Annotated in this window: 12 protein-coding genes; 9 read left to right on the top strand and 3 right to left on the bottom strand. The window is 38.5% G+C overall.

Going from position 1 to position 15649, the window contains the following annotated elements:
- The first annotated feature begins 52 nt into the window (after positions 1-52).
- On the top strand, positions 53-1273 hold the full coding sequence (locus PP182_RS06200; RefSeq protein ID WP_272650468.1) for a Pycsar system effector family protein: 1221 nt from the start codon (positions 53-55) through the stop codon (positions 1271-1273).
- On the opposite strand, the gene PP182_RS06195 is transcribed toward PP182_RS06200, so the two are convergent.
- A complete protein-coding gene (locus PP182_RS06195) occupies positions 1262-3631 on the bottom strand; it encodes a GAF domain-containing protein (protein WP_272650467.1) in 2370 nt (789 codons plus the stop codon). The two genes, PP182_RS06200 and PP182_RS06195, sit on opposite strands and share 12 nt — an antisense overlap.
- 113 nt (positions 3632-3744) lie before the next feature.
- Between PP182_RS06195 and PP182_RS06190 the strand changes: the two genes are divergently transcribed.
- The 3 genes from PP182_RS06190 (at position 3745) to PP182_RS06180 (ending at position 7023) form a co-directional block, all read left to right on the top strand.
- Entirely contained in the window at positions 3745-4644 is a 900-nt protein-coding gene (locus PP182_RS06190) for a metallophosphoesterase family protein (protein ID WP_272650466.1), read from the top strand.
- 2 nt (positions 4645-4646) lie between these two features.
- Positions 4647-5822, top strand: coding sequence for a helix-turn-helix domain-containing protein (locus PP182_RS06185; protein ID WP_272650465.1), 1176 nt, complete (start codon positions 4647-4649; stop codon positions 5820-5822).
- 73 nt (positions 5823-5895) lie between these two features.
- Positions 5896-7023 carry an acyltransferase family protein gene (locus PP182_RS06180; RefSeq protein WP_272650464.1) on the top strand — a complete coding sequence of 376 codons (1128 nt, stop codon included), beginning with the start codon at positions 5896-5898 and terminating at the stop codon, positions 7021-7023.
- A 1-nt stretch (position 7024) separates the two neighbouring features.
- Here the strand turns inward: PP182_RS06180 and PP182_RS06175 are convergent, their stop codons facing one another.
- The gene (locus PP182_RS06175) at positions 7025-8281 is read right to left on the bottom strand and encodes an aminotransferase class V-fold PLP-dependent enzyme (RefSeq protein WP_272650463.1); all 1257 of its coding nucleotides are present in this window, start codon (positions 8279-8281) and stop codon (positions 7025-7027) included.
- A 288-nt stretch (positions 8282-8569) separates the two neighbouring features.
- On the opposite strand from PP182_RS06175, the gene PP182_RS06170 reads away from it, so the two are divergent.
- The 5 genes from PP182_RS06170 to PP182_RS06150 all read left to right on the top strand — a co-directional run bounded on the left by PP182_RS06170 (position 8570) and on the right by PP182_RS06150 (position 13293).
- Positions 8570-9886, top strand: a complete 1317-nt coding sequence (locus tag PP182_RS06170) for a gluconate:H+ symporter (protein ID WP_272650462.1) — start codon at positions 8570-8572, stop codon at positions 9884-9886.
- Between the two features lie 13 nt (positions 9887-9899).
- Positions 9900-10361 (top strand): RidA family protein, encoded by a 462-nt coding sequence (locus PP182_RS06165; protein WP_272650461.1) that lies wholly within the window; start codon positions 9900-9902, stop codon positions 10359-10361.
- 5 nt (positions 10362-10366) lie between these two features.
- A complete protein-coding gene (locus tag PP182_RS06160) occupies positions 10367-11479 on the top strand; it encodes a D-TA family PLP-dependent enzyme (protein WP_272650460.1) in 1113 nt (370 codons plus the stop codon).
- 1 nt (position 11480) lies between these two features.
- On the top strand, positions 11481-12548 hold the full coding sequence (locus PP182_RS06155) for a dipeptidase (protein WP_272650459.1): 1068 nt from the start codon (positions 11481-11483) through the stop codon (positions 12546-12548).
- Between the two features lie 97 nt (positions 12549-12645).
- A complete protein-coding gene (locus PP182_RS06150; protein WP_272650458.1) occupies positions 12646-13293 on the top strand; it encodes a hypothetical protein in 648 nt (215 codons plus the stop codon).
- A gap of 10 nt (positions 13294-13303) precedes the next feature.
- Here PP182_RS06150 and PP182_RS06145 read toward each other — a convergent pair whose 3' ends face one another.
- The gene (locus PP182_RS06145; protein ID WP_272650457.1) at positions 13304-15484 is read right to left on the bottom strand and encodes an acylase; all 2181 of its coding nucleotides are present in this window, start codon (positions 15482-15484) and stop codon (positions 13304-13306) included.
- Between the last annotated feature and the right edge of the window lie 165 nt (positions 15485-15649).

Below are 15649 nucleotides of genomic sequence, written 5' to 3'. Positions count from 1 at the left end.
AATTCCCTGTGTTCAATTTTTTGTAATTTGGATTTTCCTAATTCATTTCCCTATGTCTGATATCCTTCAGAAATCCAAAAATTATGTTGAGGAACTTTTATCTAAGAAACTAAGTCCCAACTACCTTTACCATAATTTAAGGCACACGCAACGTGTCGTTAAAAGTACTAAAGAAATATCGAACGAATGTGCCCTATCCACACAGGAATTGGAGGTTTTACTACTTGCGGCTTGGTTTCATGATACGGGATACACGGTGGAAAGCAAAAACCATGAAAAGAACAGTTGTAGTATTGCTACCCAATTTTTGAAAGACCAAGAATATGATCCAGAATTAATTGCCAAAGTGAATGATTGTATTATGGCAACGGAAAAAAACTCTGTACCCAATTCCCTTTCAGAAAAAATTTTAAGGGATGCAGATGCTTCGCATTTTGCACAGAGTAGTTATTTAGAAACTTCGGAGTTGTTAAGGGAAGAACTTAAACTATTAAACCTTGCAAATTTCAGCTATAGTGATTGGGTAGAAGTCAATATTAAAATGTTGGGTAATCAACATCGTTACTTTACGGAATATGCCAAAGAAAATTGGCAAGAAAAAAAAGATGAAAACCTAAGAAAACTCATTAAAGAAAAAAAATCCATAAAAGGCCTTGCAAAAAAAGAAGCTTTAAAGGCAAAGTTTAAAGGCGAAAGTCCGGACAGGGGAATCCAAACACTTTTCAGGGTTACTTTAAAAAACCATATTACACTTAGTGATATTGCGGATACCAAGGCCAATATACTTCTCTCCGTTAATGCCATAATTATTTCACTGGCACTTTCCAATCTTATACCAAAACTGGACAACCCATCTAACGATTACTTAATATACCCTACCGCTATTTTTGTACTATTTAGTGTGGCCTCAATGATTATGGCCGTTCTAGCCACTAGACCAAACGTTACAAGTGGGGAATTTACCCATGAGGACGTTCTGCAGAAGAAAGTCAACCTACTATTTTTTGGGAATTTTCATAAAATGAGCTTAACCGACTACGAATGGGCTATAAATGAATTGGTAAAGGACAAGGATTATATCTATTCTTCCCTGACCAAAGATCTTTACTTTCTTGGCAAAGTTTTGAATAGGAAATATATGTTACTACGTTGGACTTACACTATCTTTATGATAGGTATGATTATTTCGGTCATTGCATTTGCCATTTTCTTTAAAGTTTACGGTCCAGAACGGCAATTACACGAATTAATATCCCAAAATCTATTCTTTTAGAGTGGCCATTAAATCTTCATAGGTATAGGATTCTTGAGATTCTTGGTCTTTTTTATAGAGAATTTCTGCGCGTATAGCTTTTAGTCCTGAAACACCCTGTAAACCTTCAAGTTCCACAATTTCAATTTTGTCGGTAAAGTAGTTTTTGGACTTTAAGAACTTAATGTACCTTAAATACTCCAACTCATCCTTTTTTTGGGAATATACAATGGCTATTTTTCCTGTTTGGGTAAGTCGCTCCTCTGTTCCTTTTATATAGGCTTTGTCAATTCGTTTTTTGATAACCTCATAACGTGCGTTATAGGTTCCATCCACATCAAATTTCTTCTCATCCATCCGGAAACGTATGGATAAAGATGAACTATATACCAAAATCAACGAAGTAGCATTTAAGGGTATAGGTAATTCTGGTTTTAACTTATAATGTACATTCTCCATTTCACACATTACCTGTAATTGCCACAACCTTAAATTGTTCAGGTACAAACTATTGAATCCTCCATTTTCAGAAATACTCGCACCGATGTACATATTATGTTCAACGCCATCCGTTTTGTATCGCTCAAAATAATGCGGGAACATGGCCTGGGCATTTTCCTGCTTTTTATCCAAGACCGAAACCAATTTTTTATTAATCATTGTTACGCTCTCGTCATAATTTTTCCTATGATCATAATAGGAGCCTGTGCCCATATCTATTTTTGCCTCATAGGTCTGTATATGTTTGGCAATTTCAGTGTCCGAATCCTTTAAGTGGGCAAAAACCGGATCAATTTCTTCTTTAACAAAATCAAATATAGCCTGCTCACTATTGGTGTAAAGCATTTCCTTAATGCTTTCTAAATGATTGTTCACCCTATATACAAGTTCTTCATAAATAGGGAGTCTATTCTTCCCAAGTGCAAGCTCTAAAACCACATTTATTTGAGACAACTGAATCATCAAGTCCCTTTGAATTGCCTTGTTTCTAGCTTTCGAAGAATCCTTAATATCTATTTGACCGTAAAGTGGATATACATCTTTGAAGACAATTTCCTTGAAAGATGGTGATCTACTTTCCAACTGATCTTTAATAAAAAATTTCGCTTCCTCTTGAAATCTCCAATATACAGAGGAGTGTACAGAGGTACATTCATTCTGTATAATGGCATCTATTAAATTTTCCTCCTCGACCTTTGATCTCACTACTGCAGAAACGATATAGGGCATTACATCGTTAAGCTTTCTTGCATTGACCCCATTTAGTTCGTTTTTTCGGCCAGAAACTACTTCCAACACACCTAAGAGCTCACCTTCAAAAGCAATCGGTGCCAAAATGGCGCTCTTGATATTTTGGTCTTCAAGCACATGGTATGGGTCACTTCCATGCGACTTCTCATCGTATTTTGCAACATCGGGAATGGCGAAATAAGAATTCTCTTTAATAAGTTTCTTATAGGAGTATTGACAAAGGGCCTCGTGACACGATTTGGAATCCTGTCCATTAAGGATAAAGCTTCCCATATCTTTTCCGTAAACCGGTTCAAATTGGTCCTTTTTGGAGTTATAGACGACGAAACCTACTTTAATACCCGGCAACCTAAAAAATGACCTAAAGGTTTCCTGAAGGTTACTCATAAAACTTTCACTAGATCTTTTATCGCTTGCGATTAGATTGGACTTAATTTCAGATATTGAATGTTCGGAGGTGACATCGAACATGTTGGAAATTATAAATCCTTTTGCAACAAAACTATCTGGCGGTATCTTTTCTTTCCACAGACTTAGATTATCTGGGCTTTCCATCAACTCATCAATATCTTCCTGCGAAAGTTCCTTTGATCGTTCAGTAGGAAGTATCTCCATAAAATCCGCGTTGTACATAATGCGGTAATGGCGCATAACCCCATTGGAATCCGGAATATCATAAAAATAAGGTCGGCTAAAGTCTAGCTCCACACCATAATGGAATTTTAATATCACTGTACACCCCATGATATAATCAATCCCTTTTTCTTGATTTCTGATTTTGGGCTTAAAGTTAGGTCCAGCTTCTTTTACGATATTCTGGAAACGCTTAGAAGGATTAAAGAAAAAGTCAAAATATGGAATAGAAGCCACTTTAATTTCATTCTCGCCTAATATGGGTGAAAAACTATCCTGAAGCATAAGGGAGATTACCTCCTTATGTTCTTCAAGCAATTCAAAATCCGCAAAGCCTTCCCGAAGTATCGGATACGGTTTTTGGGCATCCAGTATTTGTTTGGCCCTTTCCGCCAATATCTTATCGTTGCCCTTGCTCAACCTTTCATACTCCTTTAAAAGCTTACCAAAACTTATTTGGTACTGGAGCGGCCGTATCTTATCCTCATTTTCCATATGCTACGTTAGTCTAGAATAGACTCTTAAAATTACAAAACCTGAGATTGTTTTTTGTTAAAGTTTATTTAGCACATTTTACAGTTTTTCGGATATTTATAAAAACTTAGTAGATGTCCTCCTCAAAAAGACTTTCAAGAGCATACTCCAATGCAAAGTACATTCAGTTTGACGATACTTCAAAATTCATTCTTTTTAGTGATTGCCATCGTGGGGACAATAGTTTTGCAGATGATTTTGCCAACAACAGAAACATTTACTTTCATGCCCTGAACCACTACTATAACGAAGGTTTTGATTATTGCGAACTTGGGGATGGAGATGAGCTTTGGGAAAATATTCATTTCGAATCCATCTTTGAAGCCCATAAAAATGTGTACCAACTTCTACGTAAATTTCATTTGGGACAACGACTTCATATGATTTGGGGAAACCATGATATGGTTTACAAGGATAAGGATTATGTAGACAACCATCTATCCAGTTACTTTGAACCCATAGATGATACAGATAAAGAATTGTTCGAGGGAATAACCTATAATGAGGCCATAATTTTGAAACATACGGAAACCAATCAAGAACTATTTCTCACCCATGGCCATCAAGCGGATTGGTGGAACTATACTTTCTGGCGATGGGGACGGTTTTTGGTAAGGGTATTATGGAAACCATTGCAAGTTTGGGGAATAGCAGACCCAACAAGTCCGGCCAAAAATTACAAGGAATTAATAAAACTGGAAAGAAGAATTAAAAGATGGATACTCAAAAACAATTTACTGATTACCATTGTAGGACATACCCATAGACCTAGGTTCCCGGAACCTGGGGACATTCCTTTTTTTAATGATGGTAGTTGTGTCCACCCAAGGAGCATTACCGGAATAGAAATTGAAAACGGACAAATTTCCCTAATAAAATGGCATATTGATACCACTTTGGACGGAACCTTAAAGGTAGTAAGGTTATTGCTTGAAGGACCTCAGAAACTGGTCGACTATATTGAAAAAAAATAATAGTGGACCAAATAGAACAATTAATAGAAAATCTTCCTATAAGACATAATTTGGTTTCTAGCTTTATGTTTTTGGGAGTTGTGCAAAGTTTTTTCCTTGCGTCCGTACTTTTCTTGCGATCTGGTACCAACACCGGAATAAAATGGTTGGCCGGCTGTATGCTGGCATCCGCAATTATCTTTTTGGATACCTATTTATGCTATACAGGACTTATAAAACATGTGATGTTTCTCAATGACTCCACGGAGGTATTAGTTTTATTAATTGGCCCCACCTCATATTTTTCTATATATGTTTTTCTAAAACGCCAAAATATTTCGTTGAAAGAAAGTTGGTGGCATTTTGTAATACCTATTACTTACTTTCTATCCCAAATACCATTTTATTTTGCTCCTTTGCCTGTAAAATATAATGCCTATTTAGGAGCTTATTATTCAACTTTGGATGCCGCTGTGGTTCCCGATTCTTTCAGTTATGGTTATCATTACATTAAAGATCTATTCGATTGGTTAGTTTTATTCAGCTTTCTCCTTTATGTGATTTTATCATTATTGCTTGTGTGGAAAGAAAAAGTAAGATTGACCGATTTGGGAATAACAGCAAAATCAAGAAAGTACATCTTTACAAGAAACACGGGACTAGTACTTCTATTATTATTAATCTTTATATTTTCTATCTATTATTCTTATGACGATGACGGAGGTGACCACTACTTAGGTATTTTTCATACCCTCATAACACTTTTAACCACCTACGTACTCCTATCAGAATCTCGCTTTTTTGAAAAATCATGGATTGCGGACAAATACGAAACACTAAGTAATCCAAAACAAGAAATAAATATAGAAGCCGTTGAATCTTATGTAATCGACAACGAATACTTCCTCAACCCAAAAGCATCTTTAAAAGATTTAGCCACAGTTTTACAAATTCATCCTAATCATTTATCCAAGGTCATTAATCAGAGTCGTCAATCCAACTTCAATGATTTTTTAAATCAAAAGAGAATTGAGCAATCAAAAAAGAAACTAATAGATCCAAACTTTTCCAATTTAACCATAGAGGCTATTGGGGTATCTGTAGGTTTCAAATCCAAATCTGCTTTCTATAACGCATTTAAAAAACATACGGGAACATCTCCCTCGTCATTCATGAAGTCATTTTCTCCAAAATTGTAATTCAGGACAGAAACGGCACCCCAAATATTTGTCGGGCAACTTTCTAATTTAATCTTTGACAAAAACAAAAATCATGAAGGGAATTAGGAGATACGATTTGGATTGGCTACGTGTCATTGTATTTGCATTACTTATATTTTATCATGTAGGCATGTTTTTTGTCCCTTGGGGCTGGCATATTAAGAACAATCATATTTATGAATGGATAAAATGGCCCATGCTTTTTTTAAACCAATGGAGACTTCCTATTCTCTTTGTCATTTCTGGTATGGGCACCTATTATGCCTTTTCGAAAAGAAATCTTTGTCAGTTCAGTTGGGAACGTATCAGAAGGTTAGGAATTCCTTTAATATTTGGTATGCTTTTCATTGTCCCGCCACAAGTATATTTAGAACGCTTGACAAAAAATCAATTCTCAGGTTCCTATTGGGATTATTTTACTTCAGTTGCTTTTAATGGTGTCTATCCTGAAGGAAATGTTAGTTGGCATCATTTATGGTTCCTCCCTTATCTATTAATTTTTTCGCTTCTTTTAGGACCTGTATTTATCTATTTGCTAAAGAAAGAACCTGGTTTCATTAATTGGATTAAGAAAATCTTTAGCAAAACCTTCGGACTATATTGGCTGATAATACCCCTTTATTTATTGGAAGCTTGTTTGGAACCCTTCTTTGATATTACGCACGCCTTGATAGATGACTGGTTCAATTTTAGTTTTAGCCTAGTTCTATTCTTCTATGGATTTTTATTAATCTCGGCAGGAAATGTATTTTGGACTAGCGTAGATAAAATAAAATCAAAGGCGCTCCTAGTGGGTATTTTTACTTTCTTTGGTCAAGTTTTTATTTGGATATTTCTAGAGGACGGCTATCTAGTTCATTTCACGGAGGCTCTTTTAAAAGTTGGCAATATATGGTCTTGGATTCTGGTGCTTTTTGGTTATTCAGCCAAATATTTAAACCGTAAAAGTAATTCGCTCACTTATGCCAATCGGGCTGTTTACCCTTTTTATATTCTTCACCAAACCATAACCATTATTTTGGCCTATTTCCTTATGGATTTGTCATGGGGATTATTTCCAAAAGCATCCATCCTAATTTTGGGAACATTTGGATTTAGTTGGTTTATTTATCATTTTATAATTCTAAAAACCCCTTTATTACAGCCCTTCTTAGGTTTAAAAAAGAAACGACCGAAATAAGTTAAACTCTCTTCGCCAATGTCTTCAAGGCAATAACGAATGCATCAAGTTCCTTGGTGGTGGTATAAATATTTGGGGTAATCCTACAGCCCTGAACGTTGGCATAATCTATCGCCACGGTAAATATGTTGAATTCCTCCAATAAGCTTCTGGCCAAGTCGGCCGGTTTAAGGTGGGCTATGCCCACATTGGCAATACCACAGCTGCGGTGCCGTTCCTTAGGTGTATTCACTACGATGTGTTCCACATCCCGAACAGCATCGCTCCAATACCGCTGCAGGTAACGGAGCCTTTCTTCCTTTCGTTGTAGTCCAATGCGCTCTAGATAATCAATGGCATCATCTACAGCTAAATCGGTATGTACGGGCAAGGTACCTGTGTGATTAAGACGTCTAATTTCAGGCACGTTGTCTGTATGATCTGCAAAAAGCGGCCAAATTTTGGCGATATGTGGTTTTGCCACAAACAACATGCCGCTGCCTAAAGGCACACTTAACCACTTATGGAGGCTACTTCCATAATAATCACAACCAAGGTCGGTTATATTCACATCTATATGGCCAATACAATGTGCACCATCGACCATAACCTCCACCCCGTGTTTATGAGCCATGTCACATATTTTTTTAACAGGTAGGATTTGCCCAGTTATGTTTACCATATGACATATCATTAGTAGTCTGGTCTTTGGTGTTATCTGGGATTCATAAAGCGAGACAATCTCTTCGTCTGACTCCGGATGGTTGGGCAGGGAAACTATTTTATTATTGATACCATACTTTTTTGCCATCAAGTTGAATTGATTCTTCATGGCACCATAATCCTGTTCCGCAAAAATGGCCTCGTCGTTTCTTTGCCATGGATACCCCCCAATAATCATATCCAAGGACTCCGTAGTGTTTCGTGTAATAATAAGTTCTTCCGACGAAGCTCCCACAATGCCTGCCAAACGATCCCTTACCTTATCCTTATTTTCCCATTGTAGGGTCCGCATATAATAGGAGGCCTCGTAATTCACGATTTCAATATGCCGTATATACTTTTCCATTATAGGCCTGGGGATAAAATTATAGTATCCATTTTCAAGGTTGATATATTCAGGCTTTAAAATGTAATCCTCTCGAATACGTTCCCAAAAGGCATCCTCTTCCAAGGGATAGGGTTTATTGGGTATGGACAAAGGGTCTTGGGACATCCCCAAAAAAGGTGAAAACAAAGCGGCACCTCCCAATTGCTTTAAAAAAGTTCTTTTTCTCATATAGTTAATGAATAGGTCCTTAAATAAATATACTAAAAAGATTCAACAGCCCTTTAACCCTTTGTTAGGGAATGGGAAATAGGCTGATTTCGGTTTTTATAGTTCCAACCCATTATTGAGGCTATTCTCGTTGCTTACTCTATAAAGTCTTTCAACAGTAGGTAACCAAATAAACAGAACCTATACTTTAAACAAAGTAGCCCAAAAGCGTATCCCTATAGTAGGTTGGGATACACTTATTTTTTATAGTATCTTTAGTGCACCATAATGACTTAACTACCACAGCCAATGCCTTTATTAATCGTAGTCCTAGGAATTCTTCTTTTGTTCCTCTTGGTCGCAAAATTTAAATTAAACGGATTCATCTCATTTATTTTAGTTTCCCTATTTGTTGGGATTACTGAAGGAATGGAACCTATTGATGTCGTAAATTCCATTCAAAAAGGGATAGGAAATATTCTAGGGTTTTTGGTACTTATCTTAGGACTTGGAGCCATGCTAGGAAAACTTGTGGCCGATAGTGGTGCTGCCCAAAGAATTACAACAAAACTTGTCGATAAATTTGGAAAGAAAAACATTCAATGGGCCGTTGTATTAACTGGATTTATCGTGGGCATCCCCATGTTCTATTCCGTTGGTTTTGTCATACTGGTACCCCTGGTTTTCACTATAGCCGCAGCCACAGGGCTGCCATTGCTATATGTAGGATTACCCATGCTTGCCTCACTTTCCGTTACGCATGGATATCTTCCACCTCACCCCGCACCAACAGCTATTGCAGCAACGTTTGATGCGGACATAAGCAAAACATTATTATATGGTATCATTGTAGCGATACCCGCCATCGTAGTTGCTGGACCGTTACTTTCAAGAACAATGAAAAATATAAAAGCAACCCCTTTAAAGGAATTTATGAATCCAAAAATCCTAAAGGAGGAAGAAATGCCAGGAACCGGTATAAGTATTTTTACGGCCCTGCTTCCGGTTATTCTAATGGCAATTGCAGCTCTTGGTGCATTATTTCTACCTTCAGAATCAACAATAAAATCAATTTTAGTTTTTGCAGGAAATCCCGTAATGGCAATGCTCATCTCGGTTTTGGTCGCGATTTACACCTTGGGATTGGCCCGGGGTAAAAAGATGAAAGAGGTCATGGATACGGTGGGCAGTGCCGTAAAAGGTATAACCATGGTACTCTTAATCATTGCCGGTGCTGGGGCTTTAAAACAAGTTTTGATAGATAGTGGGGTTAGTGAATATATTGGTGATGCATTGAGTGGCTCTTCTATATCACCTCTTATCCTAGCTTGGTTGATTGCAACTATAATCAGGGTTTGTGTGGGTTCCGCTACCGTTGCGGGTTTAACCGCAGCCGGCATCGTTTTGCCGCTTATCGAAGGAACGGGAGCGAGCGCAGAATTAATGGTATTGGCCATTGGCTCCGGTAGCTTGATGCTTTCCCATGTAAATGATAGTGGGTTTTGGCTGTTCAAGGAATATTTTAATCTGTCCATTAAGGATACCATAAAATCATGGACGATAATGGAAACTACCGTAGGGGTTATGGGCCTGGTTGGTGTCTTGGTATTAAATCAATTTGTATAAAAATTTTTATGAAATGACTGTATCTGAAAGAATAAAAGAATTAGGACTGGAACTACCTCCTGCCCCACCACCAGCAGGACTCTATCGCCCTATACTCGTGGTAGATAATTTTTTATATGTTTCTGGTCAGGGTCCTGTTTTAAAGGATGGGTCCCTATATAAAGGTAGAGTAGGTCATAACTTGGATTTGGAAGGAGGAAAAGCAGGTGCTAGACATGTAGGTCTAACCATGTTGTCCACCATTGTTACGCATTTTGGTGAAATAGACCGAATTAAAAGATTGGTGAAGACACTAGGAATGGTGAATTGTACTGCAGATTTTGAAAATCACCCCTTGGTTATAAATGGTTTTAGTGAGTTAATGTCGGATGTGTTAGGCCCTGAAAATGGAGTCGGTGTTCGCAGTGCTGTTGGAATGATGTTACCAGGAGGTATTGCCGTAGAGATCGAAGCTATGTTCGAACTTCACAAATAAGTAGTATGAATCAAGAAAATTGGTATCGGTTAAAAGACAGTTCAGAAGCCATTTCTCCCTCATTATTGGTCTATAAGGATAGGGTAATACATAATATTCAGGAAATGGTTCGGATGTCTGGGAATCCAGAAAATCTTCGACCCCATATAAAAACCCACAAAACTGCTGAAATCATTCAGTTACAAATGGATTTTGGTATCCATAAGTTTAAATGCGCCACCATTGCCGAAGCTGAGCTTTTGGCCCTTTCCAATGCTCCAGATGTGCTATTGGCCATGCAGCCCGTAGGAGCAAATATGCAACGGTTTATTACCCTCGTTAAAACATTCCCTAAGATTCATTTTTCTGCCCTCACGGACTCTTTTTCAATTGCGGACCAATTGTCCGAACTGGGAAAAGCCAATAATTTAATAATCAATCTCTATATCGATTTAAATGTGGGTATGAACCGAACAGGTATTGTCCCCCATGACAAGGCTTTCCATTTATACAAACACATTTCGGAAAATCCCCATTTGAAAATTGAGGGTTTACATGTGTATGACGGTCACCTAAGAAATCCCGATTTTAAAATTAGAAAGCAGGATTGCGATAAGGTATTTGATACGGTATTAGCACTAAAAGACAGGGTAGTTAAGGCCAGTCTTCCTCTACCCATCATTATTGCTGGGGGGTCGCCCACCTTTCCTATTCACTGTAAAAGGGAAAATGTCATTGCTAGTCCAGGTACCACACTTTTGTGGGATGTTGGTTACGGAGCACTTTTTCCAGAAATGAAATTTCTTCCGGCAGCAGTATTATTTACCCGTATTATAAGTAAACCCAAAGCGGGTATTTTATGTTTTGATTTGGGGCACAAATCCATTGCTCCAGAGATGCCTTTTCCCAGATTGGAATTTTTGAGTTTGGAACATGGTAAACAAATTAGCCAATCCGAAGAACATTTAGTCGTCGAGTACGATGACTTAAAGGTCACGGAAGTAGGTGCGGAACATTATGCAATTCCTAAACATATTTGCCCAACGGTAGCAAAGTATCCAGAATTACTCATCGTAGAGAACGGGAAAATTACCGAAAAATGGAAAGTAGCTGCCCGTAACCATAAAATAACAATCTAATATGTTTATTCTTGATGCCCACTTAGACCTTTCCATGAATGCCATGGAATGGAATCGGGACCTTACTTGGTCCGTGAAAGATATTCGAGCGAGTGAGGAAGGAATGACCGACAAGCCGGATAGGGGAAAAAATACCGTTTCTTTTGATGCTATGCGAAAAGGAAACATAGGCGTTTGCGTTGCTACCCAAATTGCTAGATATGTAAAGCCCAGTAATAATTTGCCAGGCTGGAAATCTCCACAACAGGCATGGGCTCAGACGCAAGGTCAACTTGCTTGGTACAGAACCATGGAAGAGGCCAATCAATTGGTTCAAATCAAGACAAAGAAACAGTTTAACGTCCATTTAAAAAACTGGAAACAAGATAAAGAAAATACGCCCATAGGTTATATTTTGAGTTTGGAGGGCGCAGATTCCATTCTAAATATGGATTATCTTCATAAGTCCTATGAGCATGGACTTCGGGCCGTTGGTCCGGCACATTATGGTCCTGGAACTTATGCATTTGGCACAGATTCCGTAGGAGGAATCGGTGCAAAGGGAAGAGAATTACTTAAGGAAATTGAAAAACTAAAGCTGATTTTGGATGCGACCCACCTTTGTGATCAGAGTTTCTGGGAAACCATGGATTCTTATAATGGCCCCATTTGGGCGAGCCATAACAATTGTAGAAAATTTGTGAATCACAATCGTCAATTTTCCGACGAGCAAATAAAGGAGCTAATACAACGAAACGCGGTTGTTGGAATGGCATTGGATGCTTGGATGATGGTACCCAACTGGGTTAGGGGGAAATCTACTCCGCGAAGTACTGGAGCTTCTTTAAAACATATGGTTCAAAATATTGATCATATCTGTCAGCTTTCGGGCAACGCTTTGCACGTGGGAATAGGTACGGATTTGGATGGTGGATTTGGGTTGGAACAATCTCCAATGGACCTGGATACAATAGCCGATTTACAAAAGATTCCATCATTACTAAATGAAAAAGGATATAGCCCAGAAGACATTGAAAATATTATGAACGGGAACTTTACTAGGTTTCTACAAAAGCATTTACCAGACTAAGCAATCCCTTAACCTCTTCGTTAATCGAATTTAACAGGGTGTTAAGTCCCTGTGGCAGGGTATTTGTTATCTTTATTCCAATATTTTAAGAAAACGAATGCGTAAACACAGCCCAATCATTATTGTATTATGCTTTTTAGTATTTGGATGGAGCTACGCCCAAACGGATATACCTACGCAAAAGCCATTGAAAATAGAAGCGGTAAACAAGATTGATAACAAGGGCACCACCAATATAGGCAATGTACTCAATATACCTTCGGTTATCAAAGAACAGCCAAAGTTGGATATGACGCGTAAGAACCCCGTGAAAATGTTACCGGACGAAGAATTGGTACAAGCTGGTACCGGACTTAAAATAGACCCTCGTATTGGTCCGGGCGAAAGATTGAACGGTTCCGGACAGTACTTTCCAGATCAGTATCTGGGTGATATAAAAAGTAATGGAAAGTTTATCGGTATCGTCTGTAGGGACCACGAATTTGTTGATGGAGACCGCGTAAAGATTTTTGTAAACGATATGGTCGTTGAACCCAACCTTCTTTTAACAGGTGCCTTTAAGGGCATTAACGTGGATCTTCAATCTGGTTTTAACAAGATTGACTTTGAGGCATTAAATCATGGTTCCTCGGCACCCAATACCGCTCAAGTGGATGTGTATGACGATACCGGCCAACTGCTCTATTCCAATAAGTGGTTACTATCCTCGGGCTCCAAGGCAACATTAATTGTTACGAAGGACTGATATATACTTTTTATTTGCGTTTTCCGGGGTTGTAACTTTCCTCTCCCCTATTTAGAACATCTTCTCGGTAATAAGCAGCATCTTTCCAATCTACATTAATATATTTTTCTATTTGGTCATCAAAATGAGGTGAAGAAGGATTGCCACTTTGTCCTCCGGCCAAAATTGTTTTTGCCTTAACCTTCTCCCCGAATTCAACGGCAGCAACAAAGCTATTTCCTCTTGTACCGTATATTTTTTTTGCTCCGGGTGTAGTATATCTCGCCCCATAGGCAGCCAGGGCTCCCCAAGTTCCCGAAGCGAAGCCAACACCAACACTGGGTAAACTATCCTTGAAAGTCTGTATGATATCGCCGTTTAAACGTTGGTATCGGTTTATATCGCCCCAGGGTATATCCCATGTTCCAAAATCCTCGACAAGTTGGTCAATAGTATCTTCAAAAATTTTGAGCTGTTCCCCAGGCTCATTCCCCCAGAACTGAATACGTTCCATTGCAGACATTCCGGCCGGAGAATCTCCTTCTCTATAATACCTCATGCCATAATGATGGGCCAGGGTCATTGCAACAGCTTCCTTGGATGTTTTAAAATCCCATTTTTCAAGCAGCTCAATTGGTTCTCTAAGTTTCGGGTTTTTATCTTCATGCTTATTGTATTCCTTTATCAAACCGGGAATTAAGGCCTCAAATGCTGGCAAGTATGGGTCGTGTGCCAATTGGATAAGACTATCCAAGGTGTAACTGTTCCTGTCCGTAAGAAGTTCTATTGCATGAATACCTCTAAAATTTTCTTCGTCGCGAGACATATAATATGGATAATCCTCTTTTTTAGGGCTGAATTCCAATGCAGAAGTGTAGGGAGTGGAATTACAATTCTGTATCCAACCGTTTTCGGGATTTAAGACCAAAATATTTTCATCTACCGTATGTAGACCTTGCCAATCGGTTTGTGGATCACTGCCATCTACAGGAAGAGAATAATCAAAACTTATATTACGCTTCGGAACAAAGTTCCCATGAAAGTAAGCAATATTTCCTTCGGCATCCGCATAAACGGTATTATTACTAGAATTTGTCCTAATGTCCATCATTTCCCTAAACTCTTTATAGCCATCTTTTTTAGTCCTTACAAAGGACTGTTCCAAGGCCTTTACCGGTTCCCACATCATGGCAGAGGCAGTCCATTGTCCATCCACAGCATGGGTTATAGGACCGTGATGGGTTCTGTACATGGGAAAGGTCTTTTCTTTAATTCCGCTTTCTGTCTTGTATTTTAGAGTTACAGTTGTTGAATCCACCTGTAGTAATTCCTCCCCGTATTGATAAAAGAGGTTTCCATCATTCTTTATAATGGTCTCCTTAAATTCATCCATAACATCGGTATAGGTAGAGGTATGCATCCATCCTGTTTTCTCGTTAAACCCTTGATACACAAAAAACTGGCCCCAAGTTACAGCACCGTAGGCATTTAACCCTTCCTCGCTTACTACGTGCACTTCACCCCTAAAATAAAAGGAGGTATGCGGATTGATCAAAAGCATGGCATTACCCGATTGCGTTAACTTTCCGGATATCGCAATTCCATTGGAGCCCTGTGGTTCGGCCATTTCTTCCTTTTTCTTCGTATTTAACAACTCCATTTCAGGAAGTTCCATTCCACTTTCGTAAAAGGATTCTATTTTACGGGTAGAAATTCTTTCTATATCTCCTCCAATACTTCCTTCACTAAAATACATGGGCATCCAAGGCTCAAACCGTGTTAATAGTTTTGGTTGTACCTCTGGATGTGTGTATAGATAATAATTGATACCATCGGCAAAAGCAACACAAAGCTTTTTTAGCCACTCGGGACTTTGCTCATAATTGGCCTTCGCCTCGGCTTCGGTCATAAAAAGATTTGCCCTTAAATCGCTATAAATGGCTTCCTCCCCTTCTATTTCCGCCAAACGTCCGGTGGCCCAAATATAATTTTGTTCCACCCGGTTGAAATCATCCTCACACTGAGCATACAACAATCCAAAAACGGCATCTGCATCGGTCTTTCCATAAATATGGGGAACTCCAAAATCATCCCTTATGATTTCAATTTGAGAAGCTCGGGCCTCCCATGACTCCACTTCCTGATTCTTATTCCGAGGAGAATTACAGGCCAGAAAGGAGCAAAAAATAACCAGATAAAATACTTTGTTCATATATCAACTTTTACGTCTTGGAAGGTACATAAACGTATCCGCTTTTACCAATTTTAGGAACAACACCCCTCTTTTTATAAAGCAGTAGATAAATAACCCATGCCGTCGTTCGCAAATTGTTTAAATTCATATGATTATAATCATCTTAAAAATAGATCGGATAAT

This window comes from Maribacter sp. PR1 (assembly GCF_028464145.1).
Lineage (GTDB): Bacteria > Bacteroidota > Bacteroidia > Flavobacteriales > Flavobacteriaceae > Maribacter.
This window is presented reverse-complemented; position numbering and strand designations above follow the sequence as displayed.

Excerpts from the sequence above, each read along its gene's own strand:
- PP182_RS06180 (WP_272650464.1), top strand. The coding sequence starts at position 5,896 with ATGAAGGGAATTAGGAGATACGATTTGGATTGGCTACGTGTCATTGTA.
- PP182_RS06165 (WP_272650461.1), top strand. The coding sequence starts at position 9,900 with ATGACTGTATCTGAAAGAATAAAAGAATTAGGACTGGAACTACCTCCT.
- PP182_RS06160 (WP_272650460.1), top strand. The coding sequence starts at position 10,367 with ATGAATCAAGAAAATTGGTATCGGTTAAAAGACAGTTCAGAAGCCATT.
- PP182_RS06175 (WP_272650463.1), bottom strand. The coding sequence starts at position 8,281 with ATGAGAAAAAGAACTTTTTTAAAGCAATTGGGAGGTGCCGCTTTGTTT.
- PP182_RS06150 (WP_272650458.1), top strand. The coding sequence starts at position 12,646 with ATGCGTAAACACAGCCCAATCATTATTGTATTATGCTTTTTAGTATTT.
- PP182_RS06145 (WP_272650457.1), bottom strand. The coding sequence starts at position 15,484 with ATGAACAAAGTATTTTATCTGGTTATTTTTTGCTCCTTTCTGGCCTGT.
- PP182_RS06190 (WP_272650466.1), top strand. The coding sequence starts at position 3,745 with ATGTCCTCCTCAAAAAGACTTTCAAGAGCATACTCCAATGCAAAGTAC.
- PP182_RS06155 (WP_272650459.1), top strand. The coding sequence starts at position 11,481 with ATGTTTATTCTTGATGCCCACTTAGACCTTTCCATGAATGCCATGGAA.
- PP182_RS06170 (WP_272650462.1), top strand. The coding sequence starts at position 8,570 with ATGCCTTTATTAATCGTAGTCCTAGGAATTCTTCTTTTGTTCCTCTTG.
- PP182_RS06195 (WP_272650467.1), bottom strand. The coding sequence starts at position 3,631 with ATGGAAAATGAGGATAAGATACGGCCGCTCCAGTACCAAATAAGTTTT.
- PP182_RS06200 (WP_272650468.1), top strand. The coding sequence starts at position 53 with ATGTCTGATATCCTTCAGAAATCCAAAAATTATGTTGAGGAACTTTTA.